Raw genomic sequence first — 26312 nt, forward strand, 5'->3', positions numbered from 1 at the left:
GACGTGAGCGAGGACGCCTACGAGACGCTCGCCGGGCCGGGGGAAGCGCGCTTCGAGATTCGGGGCTCCGAGTTCGTCGGCCGCGCGCGGCCCGTGGCCACCGTCGAGGCCGCCGAGGCGTTCGTCGAGGAGGTACAGGACGCCTACGCGGACGCGAGCCACAACGTGCCGTGCTACCGGGTGCGAGTAGAGTCCGGGGGGCCCGGCTCGGGCCACCTGCTCCGCGAGTACCAGAGCGACGACGGCGAGCCCTCCGGGTCGTCCGGGAAGCCCGCCCTGAACGTCCTCCAGCAGCGCGACGTCCAGAACGCCGTCGTGGTCGTCACGCGCTACTTCGGCGGCACCGAACTCGGCGTGGGCGGCCTCGCGCGGGCGTACTCGCGGGCGGTGAAGGAGGCCGTCGACGACGCCGGGCTCACGACGCAGAAGCCACAGGAGCGCTTCGCGGCGACGGTGGCGTACGACGACTCCGGGACGGTGCGGGGCATCCTCGAGTCCGCGGACTGCGCGTTCGATGCCGACTACGCGGAGCGGGTCGCCTTCGAGGTGACGTGCGACCGCGACGATGCCGACGCGTTGCGAGAGCGGTTGCGCGACGCGACGAGCGGTCGCGTCGAGCTGGAGTGATCAGGCGTCGACGGGCGCGTCGGGGGTCGGGTCGTGGTCGCCGCTCGCGCCGTCGCGGGTCCGGCGGTTCTTCAGGAGGAGCGCGGCGAAGACGACGAACCCGAGCGCGCGGACCGCGAGGTCGAAGGCGAGCGGCGGGACGCCGAGCGTGTCGCGGACGACGCCGAAGAAGCCGGGCGCCATGAGCCAGAGCGCCGCGACGGCGAACCCGGCGCGCTCGACCCGGGAGAGCGGCGAGTAGAGGTAGCCGATGACGGTCGGCCCGAGCGCGTAGACGCCGAGGAAGACCGCGATGACGGGGACGAGGACTTCGGGGACGAAGAAGCCGACGTCGAGGACGTCCGCCATCGTGAGCGTGCGGACGGTGGCCGGGCCGCCGGTCCCGCGAAGGAGGAGGATGCCGGGCGCGAAGATGAACGCGAACGGCACGATGGCCTTGTTCAGCGAGAGGGTGAACGCCTCGACGCCGGTCTGGAACTGGTCGGATTTCGCGATCCCGGAGGCCGCGTAGGCGGCGACGGCGACCGGCGGCGTGATGTCCGCGATGACGCCGAAGTAGAGGATGAAGAGGTGGGCGGCGAGGATCGGGATGCCGCCGATCTGGGAGATGGCGGGTCCGAGGAGGCTGACGAGGATGATGTAGGTGACGGTCGTCGGCATCCCCATCCCGAGGATGATCGAGGAGATCGCGGTGATGATGAGGAGGAGGACGAGCGACTCGCCGCTGACGGCGAGGATGAGGCTCGTGAGATTCGGACCGAGGCCGGTGGAGGCGACGACGCCGGGGATGATGCCGGCGGCGGCGACGGCGACCACGACGGTCGTCGCGGTGCGCGCGCCGGACTCCATCGCGGACCCGAGGAAGGTCGCGTACTCGAACGGCCGGTTGCCGAGGAGGTCGGGGCGCCCGACGGTCTCGGCGACCGTCTCGGCGGACTCCGCGACGTGGTCGTCGTAGTCGAGGAGCGGGCTGTCACCGCGCGGGCGGACGAGGAGGACGGCGACGCTGACGAGCGTGACGATCCAGCCGAGGTTCGGCGCGGCGTAGTCGAAGGCGGCGCGCAGGCCCATCGGCGTGCCCGACGCACCGGTGAGGAACCCGAGGAGGCTGACGCCGGTGGCGGCAAAGGACGCCATTTCGGCGAGGAAGAGCGCGCTGATCGCGCCGATGAGCGGGAGGCGCGTGCGCTCGTTGTACGCGGCGAGGAGCGCGACGAGCGCGATGAGCGCGACGATGGTGAACCACGCGGAGCGGGCGGGCGTGTAGCGGATGCCGACGAGGTAGACGAGGAGGAGGACGAGCGGGAGGAGGTAGAACCAGCCCCGGCGGAGGTGGGGGATGGCGTCGACGAGTTCGGAGGGGTCGACGCCGCCGATGCCCGTCCGGGAGGCCTCGAGGTGGACCATCACCCAGACGCCGAAGAAGAAGACGACGGCGGGGATGGCGGCGGCGACGACGACCTCGTTGAACGGCGTCCCCGTGTAGGAGACGATGAGGAACGCGGCCGCGCCCATGACGGGCGGGAGGATCTGCCCGCCCGAGGACGCGGAGGCCTCGACGGCGCCCGCGAACTCGGCGCGGTAGCCCGAGCGCTTCATCAACGGGATGGTGAACGCGCCCGTCGTGACGGTGTTCGCGATGGAGGAGCCGCTGATGGTGCCCATGAAGCCGCTCGCGAGGATGCTCGCCTTCGCGGGGCCGCCCTTCCGCGAGCCGGTGAGCGAGTAGGCGAAGTCGATGAACCAGCGGCCCGCGCCGGACATCTCGAGGAACGCCCCGAAGAGCACGAAGATGTAGATGTACTGCACGCTGACGCTCACCGGGAGGCCGAAGACGCCGTTCTCGGTGTTGAACCAGAGGTTCTGGACGATGGTGTACCAGTCGATCTGCGTCGTCCCGAAGACGCCGACGAGCGGCGCGCTGCTCGGGATGAGGTAGCCGAAGCGCGCGTAGACGAGGAAGGAGCCGACGAGCACCATCAGCGGGAAGCCGAGCGCGCGCCGCGTCGCCTCGAGGACGAGGAGCGTCCCCGCGACGCCCGCGAGGAACGCGTAGGACGTGGCGTCGAGCGGGATGCCGAGCGCGGCGACGACGTCGACGACGCCGTGCAGGACGGGGAAGACCTCCTGTATCGGGCGCCCGGATTCGAGGCCGAAGACGCGGAGGCGCTGGATCTCGTCGAACTCCGTGACGACGTAGCCGCCGGCGAGCACCGCGAGCGCCATGCAGACGAGGTCGGCGGGCGTGACGCGCTCGCCGTCGTCGTCGAGCATGAACCACGCGAGGGCGGCGGCGACGGCGTCTGTGACGCGGACGACGGCGCCGTCGAAGCGGTCGTGGATCGCCGCGCGCACGGCCGAGAGGCGCCGCGCGAGGAAGCCCTCGCCCTGCGTCGGCGGGAAGAGCAGGAAGGCCAACAGGAGCGCGAACGTCACGTGGATGGCGTTCACCTGGAGCTGCTGGAAGGCAGCGACCTGCACGCGCCCGACGACGGGGAGCGAGAGCGTGAGGGAGAAGCCGCGGGCGGCGAGCCAGAGCTGGAAGACGGAGAAGGCGATGCCGATGACGGCGGCGGCGACGGCGGCCCAGCCGCGAAGGGAGCGTTTGCGTTCCAGTTCCTGAACGATCTCGTCGGCCTCCTCGGGGAGCGCGTCCGATTCGGCCTCGGTGGGTGGTCTATCACTCATTGGTGGTGGTGTCGAGTGCGGCCTCGAGGAGGGAGCGGTCGGTCACGCGGATGGTGACGGCGCGCGCGTCCGAGCGGTTGACGAGGTCGTAGGTCCGGCCGTCGACGACGAGTTCGTGGTCGGCGACGCGGCCGGGCTTCACGTTGAGTTCGCGGCCCTGCCAGTCGGGGTCTTCGAGGACGAACGTCCCGTTGACTTCGCGGACGGCCGAGCGGCTCGGGAGCCCCCAGCCGTAGGACTCGAACTCCATGCGCGTGTAGACGAGCGTGTGCCCGCGGACGGCGTACTGGTCGAGGACGCGGGACTTCTGGACGCTGTGCATGTAGACGAGCGCGACCGTGGAGTTCTCGTGAACGGGCGTGACGATGAGTTCGTCGCCCGTCTGTTGGTCGGTGACGACGAGCTGCTCGCCGACGGGGACGGCCGAGGCGGTCGCGGTCGCGGAGACGAGAAGGAGGGCGAAGAGGAACGCGAGGGCGACGCGACGCGTCGAGCGCTCGCGGGAGCCGCCGGTGAGTCGGTCGAGTGCGGACATGAGTCGAGAGAGCGGAGGAGACGGTGTCCGGGTTAGTTAGCCGAAGTAGGCCTGTGCGCCCTCGTGGAGGTCGATGGACATGCCGTCCTGGGCGCTCGCCTTCGAGATGAAGTCGGTCTTGATGGTGAGTTCGTCGACGTTGTCGAAGACGGCGGCGGTGACGTTCTCGACGACGTCGGCGGACGCCTCGGCGTTCGTCGCGATCATCGCCTGCACGGCGACGGTGGGGACGGCCTCGTCGATGCCGCTGTAGGTGCCGGCGGGGATCTGGTCGTCCGCGAAGAAGGACGCGGCGTCCTTGACCTGCTCGCGGGCGTCGCCGTCGATGGGGACGATGCGGACGTCCTCGGTGGTGGCGAGGTCGCTGATCGCGCCGACGGGCCAGCCGCCGACGGTGAACGTCGCGTCGACGTCGCCGTTACGGAGCTGCTCGGACGCCTGACTGAAGCTCGTGTTCTGCTCCTCGAAGTCGTCCTGCGTGATGCCGACGGCGTTGAGGATCTGGAGCGCGTCGACCTGCGTACCGGAGCCGAGGTCGCCGGTGTTCACGCGCTTGCCCTTGAGGTCCTGAAGGGTCTCGATGCCGGATTCGGCGAGCGTGACGACGTGGATGGTCTCCGGGTAGAGCGTCGCGACGCCACGGAGGTTCTCGATGGGGTTGTCCTGGAAGGCGTCGATGCCGGTGCCGTTCTTCGCGAAGTACGCGATGTCGTTCTGAATGAGCGCGAAGTCGGCGTCGCCGGAGTAGAGGCTGCCGACGTTCTCGACGCTCGCGCCCGTGGACTGGACCTGCACGCCGTAGTCGGTGTGGCCCTCGATGACGCTCTTGAACTCGTTGGAGAGCGGGTAGTAGGTCCCGCCGGTACCGCCGGCGTGCCAGGAGAGGCGCGTCTCGCCGCCGCTCGACGTCGTGGAGGACGTGGAAGTCGTGGTCTCGCCGTCGCCGTCACCGCCGCCGCTCTGCGAACAGCCCGCGAGAGCCGCGATGCCAGCGACGCCGGTCGTCTTCAGGAACGTCCGTCGGTCGAAAGAGGACATACTACCAATTAGGGTCGGGGAGAAGTATATAACCGATGGTTTTCGCCGTATCTGTTTTCAGATACCGTATCTGTATTCGGATTCACAATCACGTTCCCCGAGTCTGCAGAGAGAAAGGGACAAGTTCGGTCCGACTCCGCCGGCGGGCGTCGAGGGGGACGGGCGTCAGTTCGTGCGGAACGCCCGGTCGCCCGCGTCGCCGAGGCCGGGGATGATGTAGCCGTTCTCGTCGAGGTGGTCGTCGATGGAGACGGTGAGGAGGTCGGCCTCGGGGAACTGCTCGCTGACGCGGAGCAGCCCATCGGGAGCGGAGACGGCGGAGAGCACGAAGAGGTTCTCCGGGTCGGGCTGGTCCTCGAGGACGGCGTCGAGGACGGTGCACATCGTCGACCCCGTCGCGAGCATCGGGTCGGCGACGATGACGGTGTCCTCCTCGCGGATGTCGGGGAGTTTGACGTAGTCGACGGTGATGGGGAACTCGCCGTTCTCGTTCATCCCGGCTTCCTCGTCGCGACCGGCGGAGATGACGCCCTGTTTCGCGCGCGGGAAGGCCTTCAGCAGGCCCTCGACGAACGGCGTCGCGGCGCGCAGGACGTTGATGATGACGACGTCGTCGAGGCCCTTCACGCGCTCGCCCGTCGTCTCGGTGAGCGGGGTCTCGATGGAGACGTACTCGGTCTCCATCGCGCCGTCGATGACCTCGTAGCCGGCGATGCGGCCGAGTTTCACGAGGCCCTTCCGGAAGGCGACCTGCTCGGTGTGCTTGTCGCGGAGTTTCGAGAGCGTGTCCTTCGCGAGCGCGTGCGTGATGACGTGCGCGTCGTCTCGGTCCTCGATGGGCATACCGGGAGTGCGGACCGCTGGCGGGGTTAACGTATCGGTCCGGCGCGAGCGCGGCAGTCGATGCCACCCGTGAGAGCCGTCGACGGACGCGATGGCGGCGGCACGGAGCGGGCGTCCCGGCGGCCTTAAACCGTCACGGTTCCACACACCACCCATGACCATACACGAGCAGTTCGCTCGGCTCCGCGAGCAGGCCGAGGAGGTCCTCCACGGCCTCTATCACGGGATGATCGAGCACCCGGCGTTCGAGCAGATCGAGGACGAGGCGATGGACCAAGAGGACGCGTTCTTCTTCGCCTGCTTCGCGGACGCCTTCGGCATTCCGAGTCCCGTCTCCTACTACACCGCCGAGCTCCTCCCCTACCTCGCGGAGGACTTCGAGGCGTGGGAGCGGCGCATGTGGGACCGCCAGAGCGTCCTCGACTGGAAGGGGCACTTCCACTTCTGATGGCGTCGTTCACCTTCTTCGGCGGGAAGGGCGGCGTCGGGAAGACGACGGTCTCGGCGGCGTTCGGCCTGCGCTGTGCCGATGCAGGTCAGGAGACGCTGCTCGTCTCCACCGACCCCGCGCACAGCACCTCCGACCTCTTCGAGCAGGCCTTCGACGACGAGCCGCGACCGGTCGAGGGGTACGAGAACCTCGACGCGATGGAGATCGACCCGGAGGCGGAGGTCGAGGAGCACTTATCGAGCATTCGCCGCGAGATGGCCGAGCAGGTGAGTCAGGTCGTCGTCAACGAGATCGACGCACAGATCGAGATGGCGCACAACACGCCGGGCGCCCACGAGGCCGCGCTCTTCGACCGGCTGATCCGCGTGATGCGCGAGGAGGCCGAGGCGTACGACCGCGTCGTCGTCGACACCGCGCCGACCGGCAACACCCTGCGGTTGCTCTCGCTCCCGACGTTCCTCGGCGACTGGATCGACCGCCTCATCGAGAAGCGCGAGAAGAGCCTCGACCTCTACGAGATGGCGGCGCTCGGCGGCGAGGAGCCACACAAGTCGGCGGCGGACGACCCCATCGTGAAGCGCCTCCGCGAGCGCAAGGAGAAGTTCGAGTTCGCCGGCAAGACGCTCCGCGAGGACGCCGAGTTCTACCTCGTGTTGAACCCGGACGACCTCTCCGTCGCGGAGACCCGGCGCGCGCTCGAACGCCTCGGGGGGCACGACCTCGACGTTCGCGGCGTCGTCGTGAACAAGGTGACGCCCGAACCCGACCCCGGTGAGGACGGGCGCGGGGCGCGCTACCTCCGCGAGCGGTGTGCGCGCGAGCGCGAGCGCATCGCGGAAATCGAGGGGTCGTTCCCGGTGCCGGTCGTCGCGCGCATCGAGTCCCGGACGGGCGAGGTGAAGGGCGACGTCCTGCGCGACGTCGCTGCCGAACTCGCCATCGACGTCGGGGCCTCGGCGTCGCGGGCACGCTGAACGCGGCGTCACGCGACGCCCGAGCCACGGCGTGTGTCGTGTTCGCAGGAAGTAACAATTATGTACATTCGTGAGTTTCCCGGTGGTGGGCAGAAACTATGGTAGCGATTCTCTGGCTGGTGGTCGGAATCCTCGCCCTGTTCAGCGTCGGATACTTGGGGTACTCCCGGTATCTCGCGCAGTTCGTCGGCCTCGACGAGGACGCCGAAACACCGGCTCACAAGTACGAAGACGGACAGGAGTACGTCCCGGCGAAGAAGCCGGTACTCCTCGGGCACCACTATTCGAGCATCGCCGGCGGGGCACCGATCGTCGGCCCCATCACCGCCGGCCTCCTGTGGGGGTGGCTCCCCGCGGTCCTCTGGATCGCCATCGGGAACCCCCTGATGGGCGCCGTCCACGACTTCGTCTCGCTGAGCGCCAGCCTCCGCCACGAGGGGCGTTCGATCGGATACATCATCGGCGAATACATCGGCGACGACGGGAAGAACCTCCTGCTGTGGTTCGCGTTCCTCACCATCATCCTCGTCGTCGCCGTCTTCGCGTTCGTCGTCGGCCTCGTCTTCGCGCAGTATCCGAGCGCCGCGACGGCGAGCATCCTCTACATCATGCTCGCGCTCGTCTTCGGCGTCTACCTCTACCAGCTCGACCTCCCGTTCATCCCAGGGACGGTCGTCTTCGTCGCGCTCGTCTTCGCGAGCGTCTTCGTCGGGATGCGCTTCCCCATCGAGCTCACCCAACAGCAGTGGATCCCCATCGTGTTGCTCTACTCGCTGATCGCGAGCGTCCTCCCCGTCTGGACGCTCCTCCAGCCGCGCGACTACCTCTCCTCGTTCCTCCTCTACGCGGGCGTCGGTGGCGCGCTCGTCGCCGTCGTCGTCGGCACGCTCTTCGCGACGTCGAACGCGCCGCTCGTGACGAACATCCCGGCGTTCACCGGCTTCGGCGGGAACTCGACGCTCGGCGCGTTCAGCCCGCTCTTCCCGATGCTGTTCGTCACCATCGCCTGCGGGACGATCAGCGGCTTCCACTCGCTCGTCTCCTCGGGCACCACCGCGAAACAGCTCAACAAGGAGACGGACGCCCGCCTCATCGGCTACGGTGGGATGCTCGGCGAAGGCCTCCTCGCCACGATCTCGCTCTGCGCGGTCGCCGTCGTCGGCGTCACGGCGAGCGACGCCACCGGCGGCGTCGGCCTCGCGCTCCCGAAGTTCGCGAAGGGCGGCGGCATCTTCCTCAGTAGCCTCGGCATCCCCGTCGAATTCGGCGCGCCGTTCATGGCGCTCGTCATGGTGAGCTTCCTCCTCACCTCCACGGACACCGCGCTCCGCCTCGGGCGCTACCTCTTCGAGGAGATCGTCGGTCAGCCCGAGACGCAGGTCGAAGAGGTCGCCTCGAACCGCTACGCGAACAGCCTCTTCCAGTGCGTCGTCGCGTACGTCCTCATCGCCTCCGGGACGTGGACGCCGCTCTGGCAGCTCTTCGGGAGCGCGAACCAGCTGCTCGCCGCGCTCGCGCTCCTCACCGCCACCGTCTGGCTCGCGAACTGGGACGAGAGCAAGCAGCTCATCAGCACGGGCGTCCCGATGGTGCTGATGGCCGGTATCACCGTCTGCGCGCTCGTCTACCTCGAGTACTACCAGAACCTCTATCAGGGGCTGCTGCTCGGGAACACCGAGAGCGCGGCGTGGTCGCTCGCCCTTCAGGTCATCATCGGGACGGTGCTCATCGGCCTCGCGCTCTCCCTCCTCCAGAAGGGCATCGCGAACGTCCGGAAGGCGCGTTCGCGCGGCGGCCAACCCGCGACCGACGGCGGCACCGAACAGTAGCCGCGCTTCCCGTTTCTTTCAGCCGAATATGGCGTCGGCGACGCGGCCGAAGAGACCGCGCTCGCGCTCCTCGGGCGCGCGCCACGTCCGGAAGGCGTCCGCGACGTCGGCCTCCTCGCTCGCGACGAGCGCCTCGCGCTCGGGCGCGACGGCGACGAGGTTCACCTCGTAGTGGCCGAAGTAGCCGTACTTGAGGAGGGTGCGCTCGCGGAACCCGGAGACGAACGCCCGAACGTCGTCGGGTATCTCGGGGGCGGCGAGGACGAACGTGAACTCGGTGCTGTAGTGTCGTTCGTTCGCCTCGATCCACTCGTCGGCGAGGCGGTGACCGCGCTCGACGAGCGCCTCCAAGTCGGCGACGGACACGGCGTCGGCACGCCGCACGAAGAGGTGTTCGTCGGAGTCGTGGCGGCCGTAGGAGATGGCGGGGTGGAGGAAGTACTTCTGGCGTTCGAGGTTCAGCTCGCCGTAGAGGTCCCAGACGCCGCCGTCGAGCGCGAACTCGCGTTCGAGGTCGAAGGAGTACTGGAGGCGCTCGGCCACCTCGTCGAGGTAGTCGTCCTCCCACTCGGGCCGCGCGGGGACGTCCGCGTCCGCGACTCCCTCGGGCGCATCGCGTCCCTCAGGCATCCTCGTAGGGATGGGCGTCGTCGACGGCCGGCGCGCCGACGGCGACGACCCGCGCGGCCGAGGGGGCGTCTGCGGGGACGTGCGCGCGGTGCGGGCTCCCGGGTTCCGCGACGAACGTCTCGCCCGCCTCGACGGCGTAGTCGAGCTCCGGCGTTTCGACGGTGAGCGTGCCATCGAGGACGACGAACGCCTCCTCCTGTTCGTCGTGATAGTGGTAGGCGAGCGGGACCTCCTCGCCCGGTTGGGCGGTGTAGACGTTCAGCGCGAAGTTCTCGAGGCCGGCGGCCTCGCCGACGGGGCGGCGGTCGCAGGGGCGGTCGGGAGTAGCCGCTAGCTCCTCGGGGTCGATGACGTGGTAGCTCACGGGTGTGGTGAGGCCGGCGGCCCCTAAATAGTCGTTGTCCCGTGTTGGCACGCCGAAACAGATAGGTGACGGACGACCCTATCCGGGGATATGAGCGACGGGAGTGACGTCGAACGCTGCGGGCGCTGTGCGACCAGCACCGTCGTCGACGCCGCCGGCGTCGACGCCGACCCCTACGCTGGCGGGCATATCGAGGTCGAGGAGGACGACGTCCGTGCCGTCTCCGCGCACGTCGTCGCGGCCGGCCGCGTGAAATCGTGGCTCGACGCCATCGGCAGACGCCTCACCTACGGCCGCTAACACGCGGTGTGTCAGCGGGTGGCCGGCAACACGTAAAGGGATCGACGCCGTAGGCGAGTGCGAAGCGATGGAGGAGAACATCTCCGGGTTCCGCGAGCGCGGGTCGTGGGGCGACGTCGTCGAGCACGGCGAGCGCATCACGTCCGCGCTCCGGGAGGTCGAGGCCGACGAGCCCTATCGCGACGAGTACGAGGAGTGGGACGAGTGGCGACCGAAGACCCACGAACGCCTCACCACCGACGTCAACGAGAAGACGGCGGAGCAGGCCAGCGTCGCCGAGGGCGAGGGCGAGCGCGAGGGCGAGGACGTCGACGACGACCTCCAGACCGCCGGCGAGCGCCTCACCGAGTCCTACGAGAAACTCGAGGACGACGACACCGAGGGCGCCGTCGAGAAGTGGGGCGAGTCCATCGGCCACGTCGCGCGCGCCGCCGACACCGCCGGCCGGCGGGCGCTCCGGAAGGTCGAGAACACCGTCTACAAGCGCGTGATGACGCAGGTCGCGCCCTACTACTTCGACAACGACCTCGTCTCCGCGAACGTCCAGCGCGTCCGCGGCGAGGCCGACGAGTTCGCCTTCGAGGTGCAGGTGAACGACGACGACCTCCGCGACGAGGTCCGAGAGGTGCTCCACGAGTACGAGGACGACGTCGAGCGCTGGCACGTCGACACGGAGAAGGAGACGGACGCCGCGTCGGCCGCCGAGGGAGTCGAAGCACCCGAGGAAGCCGAGGAAGCGAAACACACCACGAACTGACCGACAGCCCTTTCTCCCCGCCACCTGTCGAGCCAACAGTAATGGTCACCGTCGCCGCGGCCGCGACGCTAGTCGTCGCGGCGTTCGCCAGCATGTTCATGGCGTGGACGATCGGCGCCGGCTCCAGCGGGTCGACGCCGTTCGCGCCGGCCGTCGGCGCGAACGCCATCCCCGTGATGCGCGCGGGTTTCTACGTCGGTATCCTCGGGTTCGCGGGCGCCGTCCTCCAAGGGGCGAACGTCTCGCAGACCGTCGGCGCGGGGCTCGTCGCGGGCGCGACGCTCACCTCCGTCGCCGTCATCGTCGCGCTCCTCACCGCCGCGACGCTCGTCGCCGTCGGCGTCTTCACGGGCTATCCGATCGCCACCGCGTTCACCGTCACGGGCGCGGTGGTCGGGACGGGGCTCGCGATGGGCGGCGACCCCGCGTGGGGGAAGTACACCCAGATCGCGGTGCTCTGGGTGCTCGTCCCGTTCGTCGGCGGGTTCACCTCCTTCGGCACCGCGTACGCGCTTCGCGAGATCGACCGGGACGCCGTCCTCGTGCCCGCGCTCGCCGCGCTCGTCGGCGCGCTCGTCGCGAACGTGAACTTCGTCCTGCTCGGCCCGCCCGGCGTCGGCCAGTCGCTCGCGACCACGCTCGCGAGGACGCTGCCGTCGCTCCCGCGCACGGCCGCGACGGTGGGCGCGACCGCGCTCGTCGCGCTCGGCGTCGCTGCCGTCGTCCGCTGGGACGTCACGCGGAACAACGACGCGGGCAACCGCCACTTCCTCCTCGCGCTCGGCGCCCTCGTCGCGTTCAGCGCGGGCGGCAGTCAAGTGGGGTTGGCGGTCGGCCCGCTCCTCCCGCTCGTCGGCGACAGCGTCCCGACGACGTACGTCCTCGTCGGCGGCGGCCTCGGCCTCCTCGTGGGGTCTTGGACGGGCGCGCCGCGCATGATCAAGGCGCTCGCGCAGGACTACTCGAGTCTCGGTCCCCGCAGGTCGATCGCCGCGCTCATCCCGAGCTTCGCCATCGCGCAGGCCGCCGTCTTCTTCGGCGTCCCCGTCTCCTTCAACGAGATCATCGTCTCCGCCATCGTCGGGGGCGGCTACGCGGGCGGGACGGGCGCGGGCGGCGTCAGCCGCGAGAAGATGCTGAAGACCGTCGCCGCGTGGGTGGGGTCGCTCGCCGTCGCGCTCGCCGCGAGCTACGCCGTCTTCCACGCGGCCGACGTCGCCCTCGGCCTCACGTAGACTCGAGCGTCTCGTCGACCTCGTCGGCTTCGGGCTCCTCGTCGAGTTTCGTCACGCGCGCCTTCATGATGCGCGTGTTCTCCACTTGCTCGGCGCGCAACTCGACGTTCTCGTACCGGAACGTCTCGCCGACCTCGACGAGGCGGCCGGCGCGATTGAAGATGAAGCCCGCGATGGTCTCGAACTCCTCGCCCTCCGGGAGTTCGATGTCGAGCGCCTCGTTCACCTCGTCGACGTTCACCTCGCCGCGCACGATGAGGGTATCGTCGTCGACGAACGTCACGGGGCGTTCCTCCTCGCCCTCGAGTATCTCGCCGACAATCTCCTCGATGAGGTCCTCGGTCGTGATGAGCCCCTCAGTCGTGCCGAACTCGTCGAGGACGACGACCATCCCGACGCGCTCCTCCTGCATCTCCTGGAGGAGTTCGTCGACGTTCTTCGACTCGGGGACGTGCAGCGTCGGCTCCATCAGATCGTCGAGGTCGACGCCCTCGCTCTCGCCGTAGTTGGACTGGCGGACGAGGTCCCGCAGACTGACGATGCCGACGACGTTGTCGAGACTCCCCTCGTAGACGGGGAGGAGTTCGTGGCCGGACTGGACGCAGGCCTCGATGGCCTCCTCGAGGCTCGCCTCCGTGGAGACGGCGTCGACGTCGAGGCGCGGCGTCATCACCTCCTTCGCGATGGTGTTGTTGAACCGGAAGATGCGCTGGAGCATCTCGCGCTCGTCCTCCTCGATGACGCCCTCGCGCTCGCCGGTGCGGATCATCTCCTGAATCTCGTCGCGCGAGACGTAGGAGGACTCGATGGCGGCGCGCCCGCCGGTGATGCTGTTCACGACCCGCGTGAGGTAGTCGAAGAGCACGACGAGCGGGAGGAGGAAGCGCTCGGACCACTGGAGCGGGCGCGCGACCCGGAGCGACCACGACTCCGTGTGCTCGACGGCGTAGGACTTCGGGCCGGACTCGCCGAAGAGGAGGACGACGGCGGTGATGCCGAGCGTCGCCGCGACGACGGCCTGCCCGCGCGAGAGGTAGAGGCCGGCGAGGCCGGTCGCGATGGAGGACATCGCGATGTTCACGAGGTTGTTCCCGACGAGGATGGTCACGAGGAGGCGATGCGGGTCGCTCTTCAGCTCCATCACCGCGTCGGCACCGGGAACGCCCTCCTCCGCGAGCGACTCGACGCGGTGGCGGGCGAGCGAGAACATCGCGATCTCGGCGGACGAGAAGAACGCCGAGAGGCCGATCAGGACGGCGAGCGCGGCCAACCCAATCGCGGTTATGGTCGGCGTGTCGAGACCCAGCACTGCCGGCGACACCGCGAGCAGGAAGTCGGATAAGCCCATTCAGTACCGTGGGGTTCCGTCCCACGGGGATTAAGCGTTTCTCCATCGGGAAGCGAGACGGTGCGTTCCGGCACCGTGGGACGCCCCACTCCCGTACGGTCGCGCCGGGGGCGAAGCGTTTACCCCGAGTTCGACCCAATCCCGACGCATGAGCGCGACGAGTGCCCCACCGAACCCGGAGAGTCAGGACGCGCCCATCACGCTGTATCGCCTGCAGGCGTGCCCGTTCTGCGAGCGCGTCGTCCGAGTGCTCGAGGAACTCGGACTCGACTATCACTCGCGCTTCGTCGAACCGCTCCACTCGGAGCGCGACGTCGTGAAGCGCCTCGTCGGCGCGCGCACGGTGCCCGCGATCGTCGACGAGGAGACCGGCGTCGCGATGGCGGAGTCCGCGAACATCGTCGAGTACCTCGAGACCACCTACGGCGACGGGGGTGAGGCGTGATGGAGTTCGACGTCGTCGACCTCCCCGAGGCGGACTACCCGGACGTGGGCGAGACGGCGCCGGACTTCACGCGCCCGCTCGTGAACGGCGAGTTCTGGGAGGACGCGGCGCTCTCGGACCTCACGGACGAGGGGCCGGTGCTCCTCGTCTTCCACCCGATGGACGGCGCGTTCCCGACGACGTACGTCTGGCAGGAGCTCATGGAGCGCGACCTCGGCGACGTGAGCGTCGTCGGCCTCTCGATCTCGACGCCGTACGAGCACAAGACCACGGTCGAGGAGCGCGGACTGGACGACGCGGGCTATCGCCTCTTCAGCGACCCGCAGAACGGCGTCGCCGAGGCGTACGGCATCAGTCACGACCTCGACGGGATGACGGGCGTGAGCGAGCCCCGGCCCGCGCTCTTCCTCCTCGACTCGGACCGCACCGTCGCGTACGCGTGGGTCGCCGACGAGTGGCCGGCGTTCCCGGAGTACGACGACGTCGAGCGGGCGGTCGCCGAACTGTGAGCGTCACCGACGCCACCCTCGCGGCGGCCGCTGCGGCCATCGAGCGCGGCGACCTCGTCGTCTACCCGACGGAGACGGTGTACGGCCTCGGCGCGGACGCGCTCGACCCGGACGCGGTCGAGCGCGCCTACGCGGCGAAGGGGCGCGCCCGCGAGAAGCCGATGAGTCTCGGCGTCCCGTCCGTCGAGGCCGCGAGCGAGTACGTGCACGCGAGCGAGCGCGAGGAGCGATTCATGCGCGAGTTCCTCCCGGGGCCCGTCACCGTGGTCTGCGAGAAGCGCGATGTCGTCCCGGACGTCCTGACAGGCGGTCGCGAGCGCGTCGGCGTGCGCGTGCCCGACCACGAGGCGGCGCTCGCGCTCCTCGAGCGAACCGCGCCGGTGACGGCGACGTCCGCGAACCGGAGCGGGACGGGGAGCGTGCGGCGCGTCGCGGACCTCGACCCGTCGTTTCGCGAGGCGGTCGCGGTCGTCCTCGACAGCGGCGAGACGGGCGGCGAGGAGAGCACCGTCGTGGACGTCGCGGCGAACGAGGTCCTGCGCCGTGGCGCGGACGCCGAGGCCATCGAGGACTGGCTGGCGAGCACTTAGAGGAGCGAGGAGAGCGTCCGCGTGCGGACGCCGCACTCGCTGCGGTAGTCGCAGTTCCGACAGCGCGCGTCGTCACCGAGGCGCGAGGGCGGCCCGTCCATGGTTCGGACGGTTCGGAGGACGCGCCGATAGGCGGCTTTCGCGCGCGTCGTGATCGACACGGCGCGGACGACGCCGTGGCGCGGGTACTCGACGTACGCGCGCTCGACCGGCGCCTGTTCGCGCCACGCGAGCGCTTTCGCGGCGGCGACCGCGCGGACTTTCTGTGGCTCCCAGACGCCCTGCTCCGGCGGGTCACCGGGCGAGACGAGCGTCGGCGCGAGCGGGTCGGCGAGGACCTTGGCGACCCGGCCCCGGCAGTCTTTCCCGGTGAGGAGGACGTCCGTCTCGGCGGGCGCGGCGAGGCCGGGCCACCGCGCGAGGGCGGCGCCGAGGCGCGCGCGGTACTCGGCCGGGTCGGGGGCAACGATGCTCTCGAGGGCGGTGTCGCTCGCCTCGACGAGCGTCGGGTACTCGGCGGCGAGGTCGCGGACGCGCTCGACGGAGTCGGGGAGGCCGCGAGCGTCCTCCCGTCGCCGGTAGTAGAGTTGGCGCGGGCAGTAGGCGGCGGTCGCGAGGTCGGAGAACGTGACGTAGTCGGGCACGCACCGGGGTGGGCCCGCGCTCCTAGATGAAGGCTCGCGTAAAGGACTATGGCGGGTGCCCACGGACGTGTGCGTATGAACGGAACGGTGCGGACGGTCGTCTGCGTCGTCGTCGGCCTGTTCGCGGGCGCGGCGCTCGGGCCGCTGTTCGCCCCGGACCCGACCGGGCTGCTCGCTGCGGGCCTCGCGGGCGCCGTCGCACTGCTCGTCGGCGGCGGTCTCTACGCGACGTGGAGGCGGGCGGCGGCCGACGAGGACGGGAGCGGAGGACCGGGGTCGTGATTCGGTCGGGCGGCACGGTCGACCGGTAGAAGGCGAAGCGCGAGCGACCGGCTGACGCGAGGGCTTAGAGGTTGGTGTTCGTCTCCTGGCCCTCGGTGGCGTCTTCGAGGCCGTCCTCTCGGGCGGCGGTGGTGAGTCGTTCGGCGAGTTCGCGGTCTTGGAGGACGGCCTCGAACTCGCTGCGGTACTGGTCGTTGACGGCGCGGATCTCGGACTGCACGCGCGCGACGCGGCGGTAGTCGGCGACGGTGTCGGGGTCGGCGTCGAGTTCGTCGGCGAGGTCGGCGTCGCTCGGGTCGCCGGTCTCGATCGCGCGCCGGAGGGCGTCGAGGTCGAGGGGGGCGTCCTCGACGTCGGCCTGCACGAGGTGGAGGTCGCGGCGGGCCTCGGTGACGGCCTCGGTGGGGCGGTCGAGGTCGGCGGCGATTTCGGCGTCGGTGTCGCCGGCGTAAAACCCGCGAACGACGCGGACGAGCGTCTCCGTGTCGAGGTCGCTCTCGAAGTCGAGCTTCTCGCGCATCGTCGCGACGACGTCGTGGAGTCGCTCGTCGATCTCGGCGTCGGTGGCGAGCGACCCGTGGCCGGCCTCTTGGGTCTCGGTCACGGTGTCGCCGTCCGTGACGTCGATGAATATATCCCGGAGTTCTTGGGTCTTCTCGTCCATATTGTCCCGCCATGGCCCCCCGACGCATATAGGCTTGTTGGGAAGATTGACACGCTCGTAAACCACTAGTCTTGAAGGTGGTTGACGGGAGAGGGCAGAACATGAGCACGGACACGGAATCCGTCGCCCTCGTGGGCGACGAGGTCGTGACGAACGTCGCCCGCTCGGCGCTCTTCGCCGCGCTGACCGGTGCGCTCGCGTACGTGAGCTTCCAACTACCCCTCTCGCCCGTCCCCTACACCCTGCAGGTGCTCGGCGTCTTCCTCGCGGGCGTCTTCCTCGGGCCGACGTGGGGGTTCGCGGCGATGGCGCTCTACGTCGTCGCGGGCGCGGTCGGCGCGCCCGTCTACGCGTACGGCGCGAGCGGCGTCGGGTCGCTCGTCAGCCCCTTCGGAGGCTATCTCTGGTCGTACCCGATCGCCGCCGGCCTCCTCGGCTACGTCGCGCACGGGAGAGGCGGTCTGACGCCGACGGATGAGATACCGCTCTCGCGGCTCGCCGTCGGCCTCGCCGCGGCGACGCTCGTCATCTACGCCTTCGGCACCGTCGGCTACGCCGTCTTCGGCGGCGTCGGCCTCGTCGCGGCCGTCACGGCGGCCGCCGTCCCGTTCGTTCCCGGCGAGATACTGAAGGGCGTCGTCGCCGTGCTCGCCGCGCGCAGCGACCGGCTCCGGGCGGCCTGAGGTGGCGCGTCGATGATCGAGACCCGCGGCCTCGTCCACCGCTACGGCGACGTGCGGGTGCTCGACGAGGTCGACCTCGACGTCGCGGACGGCGAGTTCGTCGTGCTCGCGGGCGCGAACGGATCCGGGAAGACGACGCTCGTCCGCCACTGGAACGGCCTCCTCGACGCCGACGACGGCGAGGTGCGCGTGAACGGCACGCGGGTGCAGGCGGACCTCGTCGCGGCGCGGACGGCGGTCGGGATGGTCTTTCAGGAGCCACGCGACGGCTTCGTCGCGGCGACGGTCGGCGAGGACGTCGCGTTCGGCCCGGAGAACCTCGGCCTCGAACGCGAGGATATCGACGCCCGCGTCCGCGACGCGCTCGCCGCCGTGAACCTCGCGGGCCGGGAGAGCGAGCGCATCGACGAGCTCTCCGGTGGCGAGCGCGAGCGCGTCGCCATCGCGGGCGCGCTCGCGATGCGCCCCGACCACCTCGTGCTCGACGAACCGTTCACCGGCCTCGATCAGCCCGCTCGCGAGAGCGTCCTCGACAGGCTGGACGCGCTCCACGAGTCGGGGACGAGCGTCGTCGTCGTGACGCACGACCTGCGCGACCTGCTCGCGCGCGCCGACCGCCTCTGCGTGCTCGCGGACGGCGACGTGATCGTGGACGATACCCCCACGCGCGCCGTCGAGCGACTCGATGGCGTTCCGGTTCGGCGGCCGTGCTGAGCTATTCGCCGGGCGAGTCGCTCGGTCATCGCCTCGACCCCCGGACGAAGCTCGCGTTTCAGGCGGTCGTCGCGGGCGTCGCGCTCGCGCACACGACGCCGGCGTGGCTCCTCGCGCTCACCGCCGTCTGCTGGGCCGCGCTCGCCGGCTGTCGGCTCGCCGCGCGCGAGACGCTGGCGGAGTATCGCGGCGTCCTCCCGTTCCTCGTCGTCGCGCCGCTCCTCGAAGCGCTCCGCGTCGGCCCGCCGTGGCTCGAGCTCGGGGCCGCCGTCGACCCGGCGCTCGCGCTCTATCGGAGCCTCCTCCTGCTCGCGCTCGCGGCGGCGTACGTGAAGACGACGTCGCCACGGGAGTCGCGCGCGGCCGTCGTTTCGGTGGTGCCCGGGAAGCCCGGGCGCTATCTCGGGCTCGGGGTGGCACTCGTCTTCCGCTATCTGCCCCTCTTACAGGCGGACGTCCGGCGGCTCCGCGAGGCGGCGTGGGCGCGACTCGGCGACGAGCGCCGCGTGGACGAGCGCGTCGCGCACCTCGCGGTCGGGAGTCTCGAGCGCGCGTTCGACCGGGCGGACGCGCTCTCGCTCGCGATGCGGGCGCGCTGTCTCTCGTGGAACGCGACGGCGCCCGCACTCGCGTTCGCTCGGGGCGATTACGGCGTCCTCTGTGTCGCGGGCGCGCTCGTCGCGGCGGGCGTCGTCTGGTGAGGTCGTTCGGTCGCGGCGCCTCGCTGTCGCTCGTTGCCGCGGTTGTTCGCGGCTGACGCCGCTCGCGTCGTCGCGGCGCCTCGCTGTCGCTCGTTGCCGCGGTTGTTCGCGGCTGACGCCGCTCGCGTCGTCGCGGCGCCTCGCTGTCGCTCGTTGCCGCGGTTACCACTCCGCGAGCGCCCCGCGACCGTGGGCGCGCACGAGGATGGCGACGAAGGTGAGGACGCCGGAGACGGCGGCGGCCCCGCCGAGGTAGAAGACGGCGTCCATCCCGTAGGCGCCCATGAGCCAGCCGCCGACGACGGGCGCGAGGACGCTTCCGGGACGCCAGACGAGGTCCCGGATGCCGAAGCTCGAGGCCACGCCACCCGAATCGTCGCTGCTGCCCTCGTCGGCGAAGAGCGCCATGCTCGCGGGCTCTCGGAAGGCGTCCGCGACGCCGAGCAGGCCGTTCAGGAGGACGAGCGGGACGAACGCGGCGGACACGTAGCCGACGTAGGGGATCGTCTCGGGGAGGCCGAGCGCGGCGCCGACACCGGGCGTGAACGGGACGGCGAGCGCGACGAGGCCGTAGACGCCGCCGCCGACGAAGACGAAGCGCGCGCGACCGTGTGCGTCGGAGAGCCGACCGGTGTAGGGCTGGAAGACGAGGTTCGCGAGTTTCTCCGCGATGAGGACGAAGCTGACCGCGAGCGTCGCCATCCCGAGACCACCCTGTGCGGCGGTGACGCCGGCGAACAGCGGCACCCACGAGCGGACGAGGGTGACGGCGACGGCGTACTGGGCGCGAAAGGAGGTGAGCGTGAGGATGCGTCGATTGAGCGCGAGTCCGGAGAACGGGAAGCCCCGGACGACGGTGGTGTCGGGGGTGAGGACGAGCGCGACGGCGAGGAAGGTGACGGCGTAGAGCGCGACGAGCAGCCAGAAGACGGGCTCGAAGCCGAAGAGCTGGTAGAGGCCGCCGGCGCTGAGGTAGGCGGCGATGGCGGCGGCGAAGCGCGCGGCGTTCGACTTCCCGATGAGGGAGGCACGTGTCTCGGGCGTCGCGAGTTCGCCGACGAGCGAGAGCGTCAGGAGGCCGATGCCGGTGGCGGCGACGCCTTGGAGGGCGCGGACGCCGACAAGGGCGGGAGGCGTCGCGACCAGTGTGAAGAGCGCGTAGACGGCGACGCCGAGTCCGAGGCAGCCGAGGAGGACGAGGCGTTTGTCGTAGCGGTCGCCCGCCCACGCGAGCGGGACGACGGCGACGAACTGGGCGGCGGTGAACCCCGTGTAGAAGAGGCCGGTCATCAGCCCGGATGGGTTCAGTTGGTTGACGTACTGCGGGAGGAGGATCGCGAGCGTCGCGAGGCCGAAACTCCCCGCGAACCGAACGAGGTAGAGCGCGAGGAACTGGTCGCGTCGCTCCGTGGTGGGGTCGGTCACGTCTCACTCCCATCACGAGCGGGGTAAAACGGGTTTCGCCTCCCCCCGTGGGCTACCGCGACCTAGTCGCGGAGCTCGACGGCGTGCCCTTCTTCGCGAGCGAACTCGCAGACGGCGAGGGGACCGGTCTCGACGTCGAAGGCGTCCCCGTCGGGGGCGGCCGCGCGGAGGTCGGCCGCGAGGTCGTCGAGGGCGTCGCCGGTGACGGTGCCGTCGTACGCGTCGAGGCAGGCGTCGACACACGCGGGGACGAGCGCCTCGACGTACGGGCGCTCCCCGAGGTACTCGAGGGCGAGGAGGAAGCCCGGTGTGGCCGCGGGGTCACGCCACTCCTCGTCGGGGCGCAGACGCCGTTTCTTCTCCTGCTGGCTCGCGTAGTACGCGTGCAGGAGGCCCTCACCCCAGTCGCCCGTGACGTCGAGCGCGATGGCGGTCATCACGAATGCGTGTGAGTCTGTAGCATATAAGGTTGCCCGCTCGACGCGGCAACATAAATCGAATATCGCGATATAGAACCGGCTCGTGCCGCCTCCGGGAGTCCTAAGCGAGCGGCCGCCCAAGCCGTGCGTATGGAGCAGACGCGACGGCCCCGGCGACTCCGCCGGGACGGTGTGCGGGGACTCGTGAGCGAGACGTCGCTGGACCCGTCGGACCTCATCGCGCCCGTCTTCGTGGACGCGACGGCGGAGGAGCGCGTGGCCATCGAGTCGATGCCCGGCCACGAGCGCGTGCCGCTCTCGGAGGCGGTGGCGCGCGTCGAGGAAGTACTCGCGACGGGCGTCGAAGCGGTGATGGTGTTCGGGATTCCCGAGTCGAAGGACGAGCGCGGGTCCCGCGCGTGGGCGAGCGACGGCGTCGTACAGGAGGCCGTCCGGCGGATCACGGCGGAGACGGACGCCTACGTCATCACGGACGTCTGTCTCTGCGAGTACACCGAGCACGGCCACTGCGGGGTGCTCACGAGCGACGCGCGGGAGCGCTGGGAGGCGCTGGGCTCCGACCCGAGTCCCGAGGGCGACGCGGGCGCGGGCGAGGGGCTGACGGTGCAGAACGACGAGACGCTCGAACTGCTCGCGCGCACGGCGGTCTCGCACGCGGAGGCGGGCGCCGACATGGTGGCGCCGTCGGCGATGGCGGACGGGCAGGTCGGCGCGATTCGCGGGGCGCTCGACGACGCGGGATACGGGGACCTCCCGGTCATGGCGTACGCGGTGAAGTACGAGTCGGCGTTCTACGGGCCGTTCAGGGACGCCGCGGACGGCGCGCCGTCGTTCGGCGACCGGCGGCACTACCAGATGGACCCGGCGAACCGACGGGAGGCGATGACGGAGGCGGGTCTCGACGTCGAGGAGGGCGCGGACGTGCTGATGGTGAAGCCGGCGCTCCCCTACCTCGACGTCGTGGCCGACGTCCGCCGGGAGTTCGACCTGCCGGTGGCGGCGTACAACGTCTCCGGGGAGTACGCGATGCTCCACGCGGCGGACGAGAAGGGATGGCTCGACGTCGAGGCGGCCGCCCACGAGTCGCTGCTCTCGATCAAGCGCGCGGGCGCCGACCTGATCCTCACTTACTTCGCGGAGGATCTGGCGCCGCGCCTCTAGGGACCGCCCCACGCGATACGTCGCGCGCCCTCGAACCGGCAGTAGTGGCGGTTTCCCGACACTACATCCGGACGGTTTGGTGGAAATATTCACCAACCGTCTGGGCATATTACGACCTTAAACACGTAGTATACGAATGTATAGTGGCCATACGACCAACTAAACACACAGTATTAGACTTTTGTAAACCAAAGGATTATGTATAGCCGTTGCATGCACTTCTCTCGTAGATCACCACGATGGTTTCACGCAATCCAGCAATTTCGGTAAACGAACGTCTAATTGAGTGCGGTTCCGAGGTGGAGGTGTCGTAAATGGCCAGCATCATCGACCTCGTCAACAGCGTCAACACGGTCTGGACGCTCGTCGTCTGCTTCCTGATCTTCTTCATGCAGCCGGGCTTCGCGCTCCTCGAAGCCGGACAGGTCCGCGCGAAGAACGCCGGGAACGTCGTAATGAAGAACATGATGGACTGGGCGCTCGGCGTCTTCGTGTTCTTCGTCGTCGGGCAGGGCGTCTACGCCATCGCCGGCCAGCTGACGAACGCGAGCACGCCCCTCAGCATCGCCGACGCGTTCGCGTACATCGGTGACCCGGGGAGCGCGGTCGGCTGGCTCTTCGGCGCCGTCTTCGCCATGACGGCGGCGACCATCGTCTCCGGCGCCGTCGCGGAGCGCATCAAGTTCTCCGCGTACGTCTTCCTCGCCATCTGCCTGACCGCGGTCATCTACCCGGTCATCGGCGGGTTCGCGTGGAGCGGCGGCCTGCTCTCCGCGGGCGGGTTCCTCGGACAGCTCATCGGCGCCGGCTACGAGGACTTCGCGGGCGCGACCGTCGTCCACATGCTCGGCGGCGTCGCCGGCCTCGTCGCGGCGTACATGGTCGGCCCGCGTCGCGGGCGCTTCGACAGCGAGGGCAACCCGCGCCCGATACCCGGACACTCGGTCGTCTTCGCCGTCATCGGGACGTTCATCCTCGCGTTCGGCTGGTACGGCTTCAACGTCGGGACGCAGGGCATCCTCTCGGTGTCCGCGAACGCGACGACGCTCGAGGGCGTGACGTTCAACAGCGCCGCACTCGGCCGCGTCGCGCTGAACACGACGCTCGCGATGGGCGTCGGCGCGATCGGGTCGACCATCGTCACGACCCTCCGCGAAGGCAAGCCGGACCCGCTGTTCGCGGCGAACGGCCTGCTCGCCGGCCTCGTCGCCATCACGGGCGCCTGCGCGCACGTCACCTGGTGGGGTGCGGTCATCATCGGCCTGCTCGGCGGCATTCAGGCGCCGCTCGTCTACCACTGGATCGTCGAGAACCTCAAGATCGACGACGTCTGTGGCGTCTTCGCGGTCCACGGGAGCGCGGGTGCGCTCGGCACCATCCTCATCCCCGTGTTCGCCGCTGACGGCTTCGGCGCCAGCCAACTCGTCATGCAGATCGCCGGCGTCCTCGTCATCACCGTCTGGACGGTCGTGACGACCTACGTCGCGCTGAAGATCGCGGACGGCATCTGGGGCCTCCGCGTCGACGAGGACGAGGAGGAACTCGGCCTCGACCGCGGCGAGCACGGCATCGAAGCCTACCCCGAGTTCGTCGACGAGGGCGTCGTCGCGGACGGCGGGCGGGACCAGACCTACGGCGTCCGCACGGACGGCGGCGAGGACCGCGAGGTCCGCACCGACGGCGGCGTCGACGTCGACGACCACGAGGTTCGCACGGACGGTGGCGAGGACATGGACACGCACGAGATTCGCACGGACGGTGGCGAAGAGGGGCTGGAAATCGAGGACGGCGACATCAAGATGGTCATGGCGGTCATCCGCCCGGACCGCCTCGGTGAGGTGAAGCAGACGCTCGCCGAGGTCGGCGCGCCCTCGCTCACCGTCACGAACGTCTCGGGGCGCGGCAGTCAGCCCTCGACGACGGAGCAGTGGCGCGGCGAGGAGTACGTCGTCGACCTCCACCAGAAGGTGAAGATCGAGTGCGTCGTCGCCGACATCGACGCGCACGACGTCGCGGAAGCCATCCAAGAGGGCGCACAGACCGGCGAGCCCGGTGACGGGAAGGTGTTCATCATCGACGTCGAGGACGCCCTCCAGATCCGCACCGGCAAGACCGGCCCGGAGGCGGTCTGAGGACCGTGCGCGTACGGACGCATCGGCCGGTGACCGTCCGACGGGGTCTGAGCGTGACCCCCGACGTCGCGGTGGCGACCGACCGCTCGACCGGCGCCCGGAGCGCGACCGCCGCGAGCGTCGCCGACCGCCGCGGTGTCGGTACGGGCCACGGCCAGACGACGCGGACCCGAGCGGATGTCGGGGCCGCGGAGACGCGAGCGCCCGCCGCGCGGCGGCGCGAGCGAGCGCGTGCCCGGGGGGTGGTAGTCGCGTCCTGAGTCGTTCGTGGTTCCGGCCGGCGACCACCGTCCGTCGTACTCAGTCACTACCGCTGGCCATCCGTGTGGTGCGTGGCGCGCGCCCGGCGCGCGCCGCGTTTCGGTTCGCTGTGGCGCCCGAGACCGGTAGACGTTCGTCAACCGATCGGGCAACGCTTGCGCTCTCTTCTCGACGAATTACGTCCTTATACACACTATATATCCTGTCGTATCGGACGTTCGTACAACAGATTCGAGTATGGAGGGGGACTTTTAAGCTAGGGCTTTTATCGGAGGATTCCTTGCCACCTGTCGTGACTGAGTACGAACCGACCGGGAACACCGACACGGAGGGAGGCGTATGAGCGAACTGACCACCATCGCCACCGGGGTCAACCTCGTCTGGTTGCTCCTCGTGACGTTCCTCATCTTCTTCATGAAGGCCGGCTTCGCCATGCTCGAAGCCGGGCAGGTCCGCGCGAAGAACGTCGCGAACCAGCTCACGCAGACGATCATCACGCTCGTCGTCGGCATCCTCGTCTACTTCGCCGTCGGCGCCGCCGTCGCCACCGTCGTCGGCGAACTCACCGGCGCCGGGGGGCTCGACGTCGGCGGGGCGTTCGCGAGCGTCTACGCGCCGAGCGACCCGAACGCGTGGGTGAACTGGCTCTTCGGCGGCGTCTTCGCCATCGCCGCCGCGAACGTCGTTTCCGGCGCCGTCGCCGGCCGCACCCGCCCCCGGATGTACGTCCTCTACACCGCCGTCATCGCGGGCCTCGTCTACCCGGTCGCCGACGGCCTCGTCTGGTCGGGCGGCTGGCTCGCCGGTATGGGCTTTCACGACTTCGCGGGCGGCGCCGTCATCCACGCGCTCGGCGGCATCTCCGCGCTCGTCGGCGCCTACCTCATCGGCCCGCGCCGCGACCGCTACGGCCCGGACGGCACGCCGAACGTGATGCCCGGCCACTCCATCACGCTCGCCGTCCTCGGCACGCTCATCCTCTGCTTCGGCTGGTACGGCTTCAATGTCGGCACCGCCGTGAAGGTGTTCGCGGTGCAGGACGGCCAGCTCGTGCTCGCGAACTTCGCGACCGTCGGGCGCGTCGCGCTCAACACCACGCTCGGCATGGCGCTCGGCGGCGTCGGCGCCGGCCTCGTCGCGTGGTACCGGACGGAGAAGCTCGACACACTCTTCCTCGCGAACGGCCTGCTCGCCGGCCTCGTCGGCGTCACGCCCATCGCGGACGCCGCAACGTGGCCGGGCGCCGTGCTCGTCGGCCTCGTCGCCGGTGCACAGCTCCCCGTCGTCTTCTCGTTCGTCGAGCACCGCCTCAAGGTCGACGACGTCTGCGCGGTCTTCCCCGTCCACGGCACCGCCGGGATGCTCGGGACGGTCGCGTTCGGCCTGCCGTTCGTCACGGTGAACGCGTTCTCGCTTCGCACGCTCGGCGTGCAGGTCTTCGGCGTCGCCGTCATCGTCGCCGTGAGCGCCGCCATCACCGCCGCGCTCTTCACGGTCGCAAAGGCCGTGAACTGGGCGCGCGTCGACGCGGACACCGAGCGGACCGGCCTCGACGTCGCCGCGCACGGCGTCGAGACCTACCCCGAGTTCGGCGACAGCGACCGCGCGAGCCTCCCCGACGGCGGCACCGTCCCGGACGGCGGACGCCCGGCGAGCGACATCGAGCTCGTGATGGCGTACATCCGCCCGGACCGTCTCGGCGAGGTGAAGCAGGAGCTCGCCGAGGTCGGCGCGCCGTCGCTCACCGTCACGGACGTCTCCGGACGGGGGAGTCAGCCCTCGACGACCGGCCAGTGGCGCGGCGAGGAGTACGTCGTCGACCTCCACCAGAAGGTGAAGGTCGAGTGCGTCGTCGCGGACACGCCCACGCGGGACGTCATTGACGCCATCCGTCACGGCGCGAAGACCGGCAAGAAGGGCGACGGGAAGGTGTTCGTCCTCCCGGTCTCCGAGGCCACGCAGATCCGCACCGGGAAGACCGGCACCGAGGCCGTCTAGACGGCGATCCGTCCGCCGTCTGCCACCGATACGCCGGCTCAGTA

The 26312-nt window shown here is 69.9% G+C and carries 28 protein-coding genes; 17 read left to right on the forward strand and 11 right to left on the reverse strand.

Annotated features, from left to right (window positions below):
* Positions 1-3 precede the first annotated feature (3 nt).
* On the forward strand, positions 4-627 hold the full coding sequence (locus tag IEY12_RS09235; protein WP_188883003.1) for an IMPACT family protein: 624 nt from the start codon (positions 4-6) through the stop codon (positions 625-627).
* Here IEY12_RS09235 and IEY12_RS09240 read toward each other — a convergent pair whose 3' ends face one another.
* The 4 genes from IEY12_RS09240 to upp form a co-directional block, all read right to left on the reverse strand.
* Positions 628-3315: a TRAP transporter permease gene (locus IEY12_RS09240; protein ID WP_188883007.1), complete on the reverse strand. Its 2688-nt coding sequence runs from the start codon at positions 3313-3315 to the stop codon at positions 628-630.
* Positions 3308-3850, reverse strand: a complete 543-nt coding sequence (locus IEY12_RS09245; RefSeq protein WP_188883009.1) for a DUF1850 domain-containing protein — start codon at positions 3848-3850, stop codon at positions 3308-3310. The genes IEY12_RS09240 and IEY12_RS09245 overlap by 8 nt, the downstream gene beginning before the upstream one ends.
* A 36-nt stretch (positions 3851-3886) precedes the next feature.
* Positions 3887-4888, reverse strand: a complete 1002-nt coding sequence (locus IEY12_RS09250) for a TAXI family TRAP transporter solute-binding subunit (protein WP_188883011.1) — start codon at positions 4886-4888, stop codon at positions 3887-3889.
* A gap of 165 nt (positions 4889-5053) precedes the next feature.
* Positions 5054-5731, reverse strand: coding sequence for a uracil phosphoribosyltransferase (upp, locus tag IEY12_RS09255; RefSeq protein WP_123074430.1), 678 nt, complete (start codon positions 5729-5731; stop codon positions 5054-5056).
* 154 nt (positions 5732-5885) lie between these two features.
* On the opposite strand from upp, the gene IEY12_RS09260 reads away from it, so the two are divergent.
* From IEY12_RS09260 to IEY12_RS09270, 3 genes are all read left to right on the forward strand, one after another.
* Positions 5886-6179 carry a DUF7990 family protein gene (locus IEY12_RS09260; protein WP_188883013.1) on the forward strand — a complete coding sequence of 98 codons (294 nt, stop codon included), beginning with the start codon at positions 5886-5888 and terminating at the stop codon, positions 6177-6179.
* A complete protein-coding gene (locus IEY12_RS09265; RefSeq protein ID WP_188883018.1) occupies positions 6179-7156 on the forward strand; it encodes an ArsA family ATPase in 978 nt (325 codons plus the stop codon). The genes IEY12_RS09260 and IEY12_RS09265 overlap by 1 nt, the downstream gene beginning before the upstream one ends.
* Before the next feature lie 98 nt (positions 7157-7254).
* Entirely contained in the window at positions 7255-8985 is a 1731-nt protein-coding gene (locus IEY12_RS09270; RefSeq protein ID WP_188883020.1) for a carbon starvation CstA family protein, read from the forward strand.
* Between the two features lie 18 nt (positions 8986-9003).
* On the opposite strand, the gene IEY12_RS09275 is transcribed toward IEY12_RS09270, so the two are convergent.
* Complete coding sequence (locus IEY12_RS09275; RefSeq protein ID WP_188883022.1) at positions 9004-9615, reverse strand: DUF8052 family protein; 612 nt, start codon at positions 9613-9615, stop codon at positions 9004-9006.
* Positions 9608-9979 carry a cupin domain-containing protein gene (locus IEY12_RS09280; protein ID WP_188883024.1) on the reverse strand — a complete coding sequence of 124 codons (372 nt, stop codon included), beginning with the start codon at positions 9977-9979 and terminating at the stop codon, positions 9608-9610. Before IEY12_RS09280 ends, IEY12_RS09275 begins: the two co-directional genes overlap by 8 nt.
* Positions 9980-10069: 90 nt before the next feature.
* On the opposite strand from IEY12_RS09280, the gene IEY12_RS09285 reads away from it, so the two are divergent.
* From IEY12_RS09285 to IEY12_RS09295, 3 genes are all read left to right on the forward strand, one after another.
* Positions 10070-10279, forward strand: coding sequence for a DUF8007 family protein (locus IEY12_RS09285; protein ID WP_188883026.1), 210 nt, complete (start codon positions 10070-10072; stop codon positions 10277-10279).
* Between the two features lie 67 nt (positions 10280-10346).
* The gene (locus IEY12_RS09290; RefSeq protein WP_188883028.1) at positions 10347-11036 is read left to right on the forward strand and encodes a DUF5828 family protein; all 690 of its coding nucleotides are present in this window, start codon (positions 10347-10349) and stop codon (positions 11034-11036) included.
* Positions 11037-11077: 41 nt separating this feature from the next.
* Entirely contained in the window at positions 11078-12271 is a 1194-nt protein-coding gene (locus IEY12_RS09295; RefSeq protein ID WP_188883029.1) for an inorganic phosphate transporter, read from the forward strand.
* Here IEY12_RS09295 and IEY12_RS09300 read toward each other — a convergent pair.
* Entirely contained in the window at positions 12264-13619 is a 1356-nt protein-coding gene (locus IEY12_RS09300; protein ID WP_188883031.1) for a hemolysin family protein, read from the reverse strand. The genes IEY12_RS09295 and IEY12_RS09300 overlap by 8 nt on opposite strands.
* A 148-nt stretch (positions 13620-13767) precedes the next feature.
* Between IEY12_RS09300 and IEY12_RS09305 the strand changes: the two genes are divergently transcribed.
* The 3 genes from IEY12_RS09305 to IEY12_RS09315 are packed head-to-tail and all read left to right on the forward strand — an operon-like array spanning position 13768 to position 15163.
* Entirely contained in the window at positions 13768-14064 is a 297-nt protein-coding gene (locus IEY12_RS09305) for a glutathione S-transferase N-terminal domain-containing protein (protein ID WP_188883035.1), read from the forward strand.
* Complete coding sequence (locus IEY12_RS09310) at positions 14061-14573, forward strand: redoxin domain-containing protein (RefSeq protein ID WP_188883039.1); 513 nt, start codon at positions 14061-14063, stop codon at positions 14571-14573. The genes IEY12_RS09305 and IEY12_RS09310 overlap by 4 nt, the downstream gene beginning before the upstream one ends.
* Positions 14570-15163 (forward strand): L-threonylcarbamoyladenylate synthase, encoded by a 594-nt coding sequence (locus IEY12_RS09315; protein WP_188883048.1) that lies wholly within the window; start codon positions 14570-14572, stop codon positions 15161-15163. The genes IEY12_RS09310 and IEY12_RS09315 overlap by 4 nt, the downstream gene beginning before the upstream one ends.
* Here the strand turns inward: IEY12_RS09315 and IEY12_RS09320 are convergent.
* Positions 15160-15807 (reverse strand): CRISPR-associated protein Cas4, encoded by a 648-nt coding sequence (locus IEY12_RS09320; protein ID WP_188883052.1) that lies wholly within the window; start codon positions 15805-15807, stop codon positions 15160-15162. The genes IEY12_RS09315 and IEY12_RS09320 overlap by 4 nt on opposite strands.
* 75 nt (positions 15808-15882) lie before the next feature.
* On the opposite strand from IEY12_RS09320, the gene IEY12_RS09325 reads away from it, so the two are divergent.
* Positions 15883-16089, forward strand: coding sequence for a hypothetical protein (locus IEY12_RS09325; RefSeq protein WP_188883053.1), 207 nt, complete (start codon positions 15883-15885; stop codon positions 16087-16089).
* A gap of 64 nt (positions 16090-16153) precedes the next feature.
* On the opposite strand, the gene IEY12_RS09330 is transcribed toward IEY12_RS09325, so the two are convergent.
* Positions 16154-16753 (reverse strand): conditioned medium-induced protein 4, encoded by a 600-nt coding sequence (locus tag IEY12_RS09330; RefSeq protein ID WP_188883055.1) that lies wholly within the window; start codon positions 16751-16753, stop codon positions 16154-16156.
* A gap of 101 nt (positions 16754-16854) precedes the next feature.
* Between IEY12_RS09330 and IEY12_RS09335 the strand changes: the two genes are divergently transcribed.
* The 3 genes from IEY12_RS09335 to IEY12_RS09345 are packed head-to-tail and all read left to right on the forward strand — an operon-like array spanning position 16855 to position 18851.
* On the forward strand, positions 16855-17436 hold the full coding sequence (locus IEY12_RS09335) for a biotin transporter BioY (protein WP_188883058.1): 582 nt from the start codon (positions 16855-16857) through the stop codon (positions 17434-17436).
* A 12-nt stretch (positions 17437-17448) separates the two neighbouring features.
* A complete protein-coding gene (locus tag IEY12_RS09340) occupies positions 17449-18150 on the forward strand; it encodes an energy-coupling factor ABC transporter ATP-binding protein (RefSeq protein ID WP_188883065.1) in 702 nt (233 codons plus the stop codon).
* On the forward strand, positions 18144-18851 hold the full coding sequence (locus IEY12_RS09345) for an energy-coupling factor transporter transmembrane component T family protein (RefSeq protein ID WP_188883069.1): 708 nt from the start codon (positions 18144-18146) through the stop codon (positions 18849-18851). The genes IEY12_RS09340 and IEY12_RS09345 overlap by 7 nt, the downstream gene beginning before the upstream one ends.
* A gap of 162 nt (positions 18852-19013) precedes the next feature.
* Here IEY12_RS09345 and IEY12_RS09350 read toward each other — a convergent pair whose 3' ends face one another.
* Together IEY12_RS09350 and IEY12_RS09355 are read right to left on the reverse strand one after the other, a co-directional pair.
* On the reverse strand, positions 19014-20276 hold the full coding sequence (locus IEY12_RS09350; protein ID WP_188883073.1) for an MFS transporter: 1263 nt from the start codon (positions 20274-20276) through the stop codon (positions 19014-19016).
* A 62-nt stretch (positions 20277-20338) separates the two neighbouring features.
* Positions 20339-20713: a hypothetical protein gene (locus tag IEY12_RS09355; protein WP_188883074.1), complete on the reverse strand. Its 375-nt coding sequence runs from the start codon at positions 20711-20713 to the stop codon at positions 20339-20341.
* Positions 20714-20845: 132 nt separating this feature from the next.
* On the opposite strand from IEY12_RS09355, the gene hemB reads away from it, so the two are divergent.
* The 3 genes from hemB (at position 20846) to IEY12_RS09370 (ending at position 26268) form a co-directional block, all read left to right on the forward strand.
* Positions 20846-21877 carry a porphobilinogen synthase gene (hemB, locus tag IEY12_RS09360; RefSeq protein WP_188883076.1) on the forward strand — a complete coding sequence of 344 codons (1032 nt, stop codon included), beginning with the start codon at positions 20846-20848 and terminating at the stop codon, positions 21875-21877.
* Between the two features lie 314 nt (positions 21878-22191).
* Positions 22192-24009 (forward strand): ammonium transporter, encoded by a 1818-nt coding sequence (locus IEY12_RS15705; protein WP_188883080.1) that lies wholly within the window; start codon positions 22192-22194, stop codon positions 24007-24009.
* Positions 24010-24609: 600 nt separating this feature from the next.
* Positions 24610-26268: an ammonium transporter gene (locus tag IEY12_RS09370; protein WP_188883082.1), complete on the forward strand. Its 1659-nt coding sequence runs from the start codon at positions 24610-24612 to the stop codon at positions 26266-26268.
* Positions 26269-26312: the final 44 nt, after the last annotated feature.

This window comes from Halarchaeum grantii, from assembly GCF_014647455.2.
In the GTDB taxonomy this organism is placed as follows: domain Archaea; phylum Halobacteriota; class Halobacteria; order Halobacteriales; family Halobacteriaceae; genus Halarchaeum; species Halarchaeum grantii.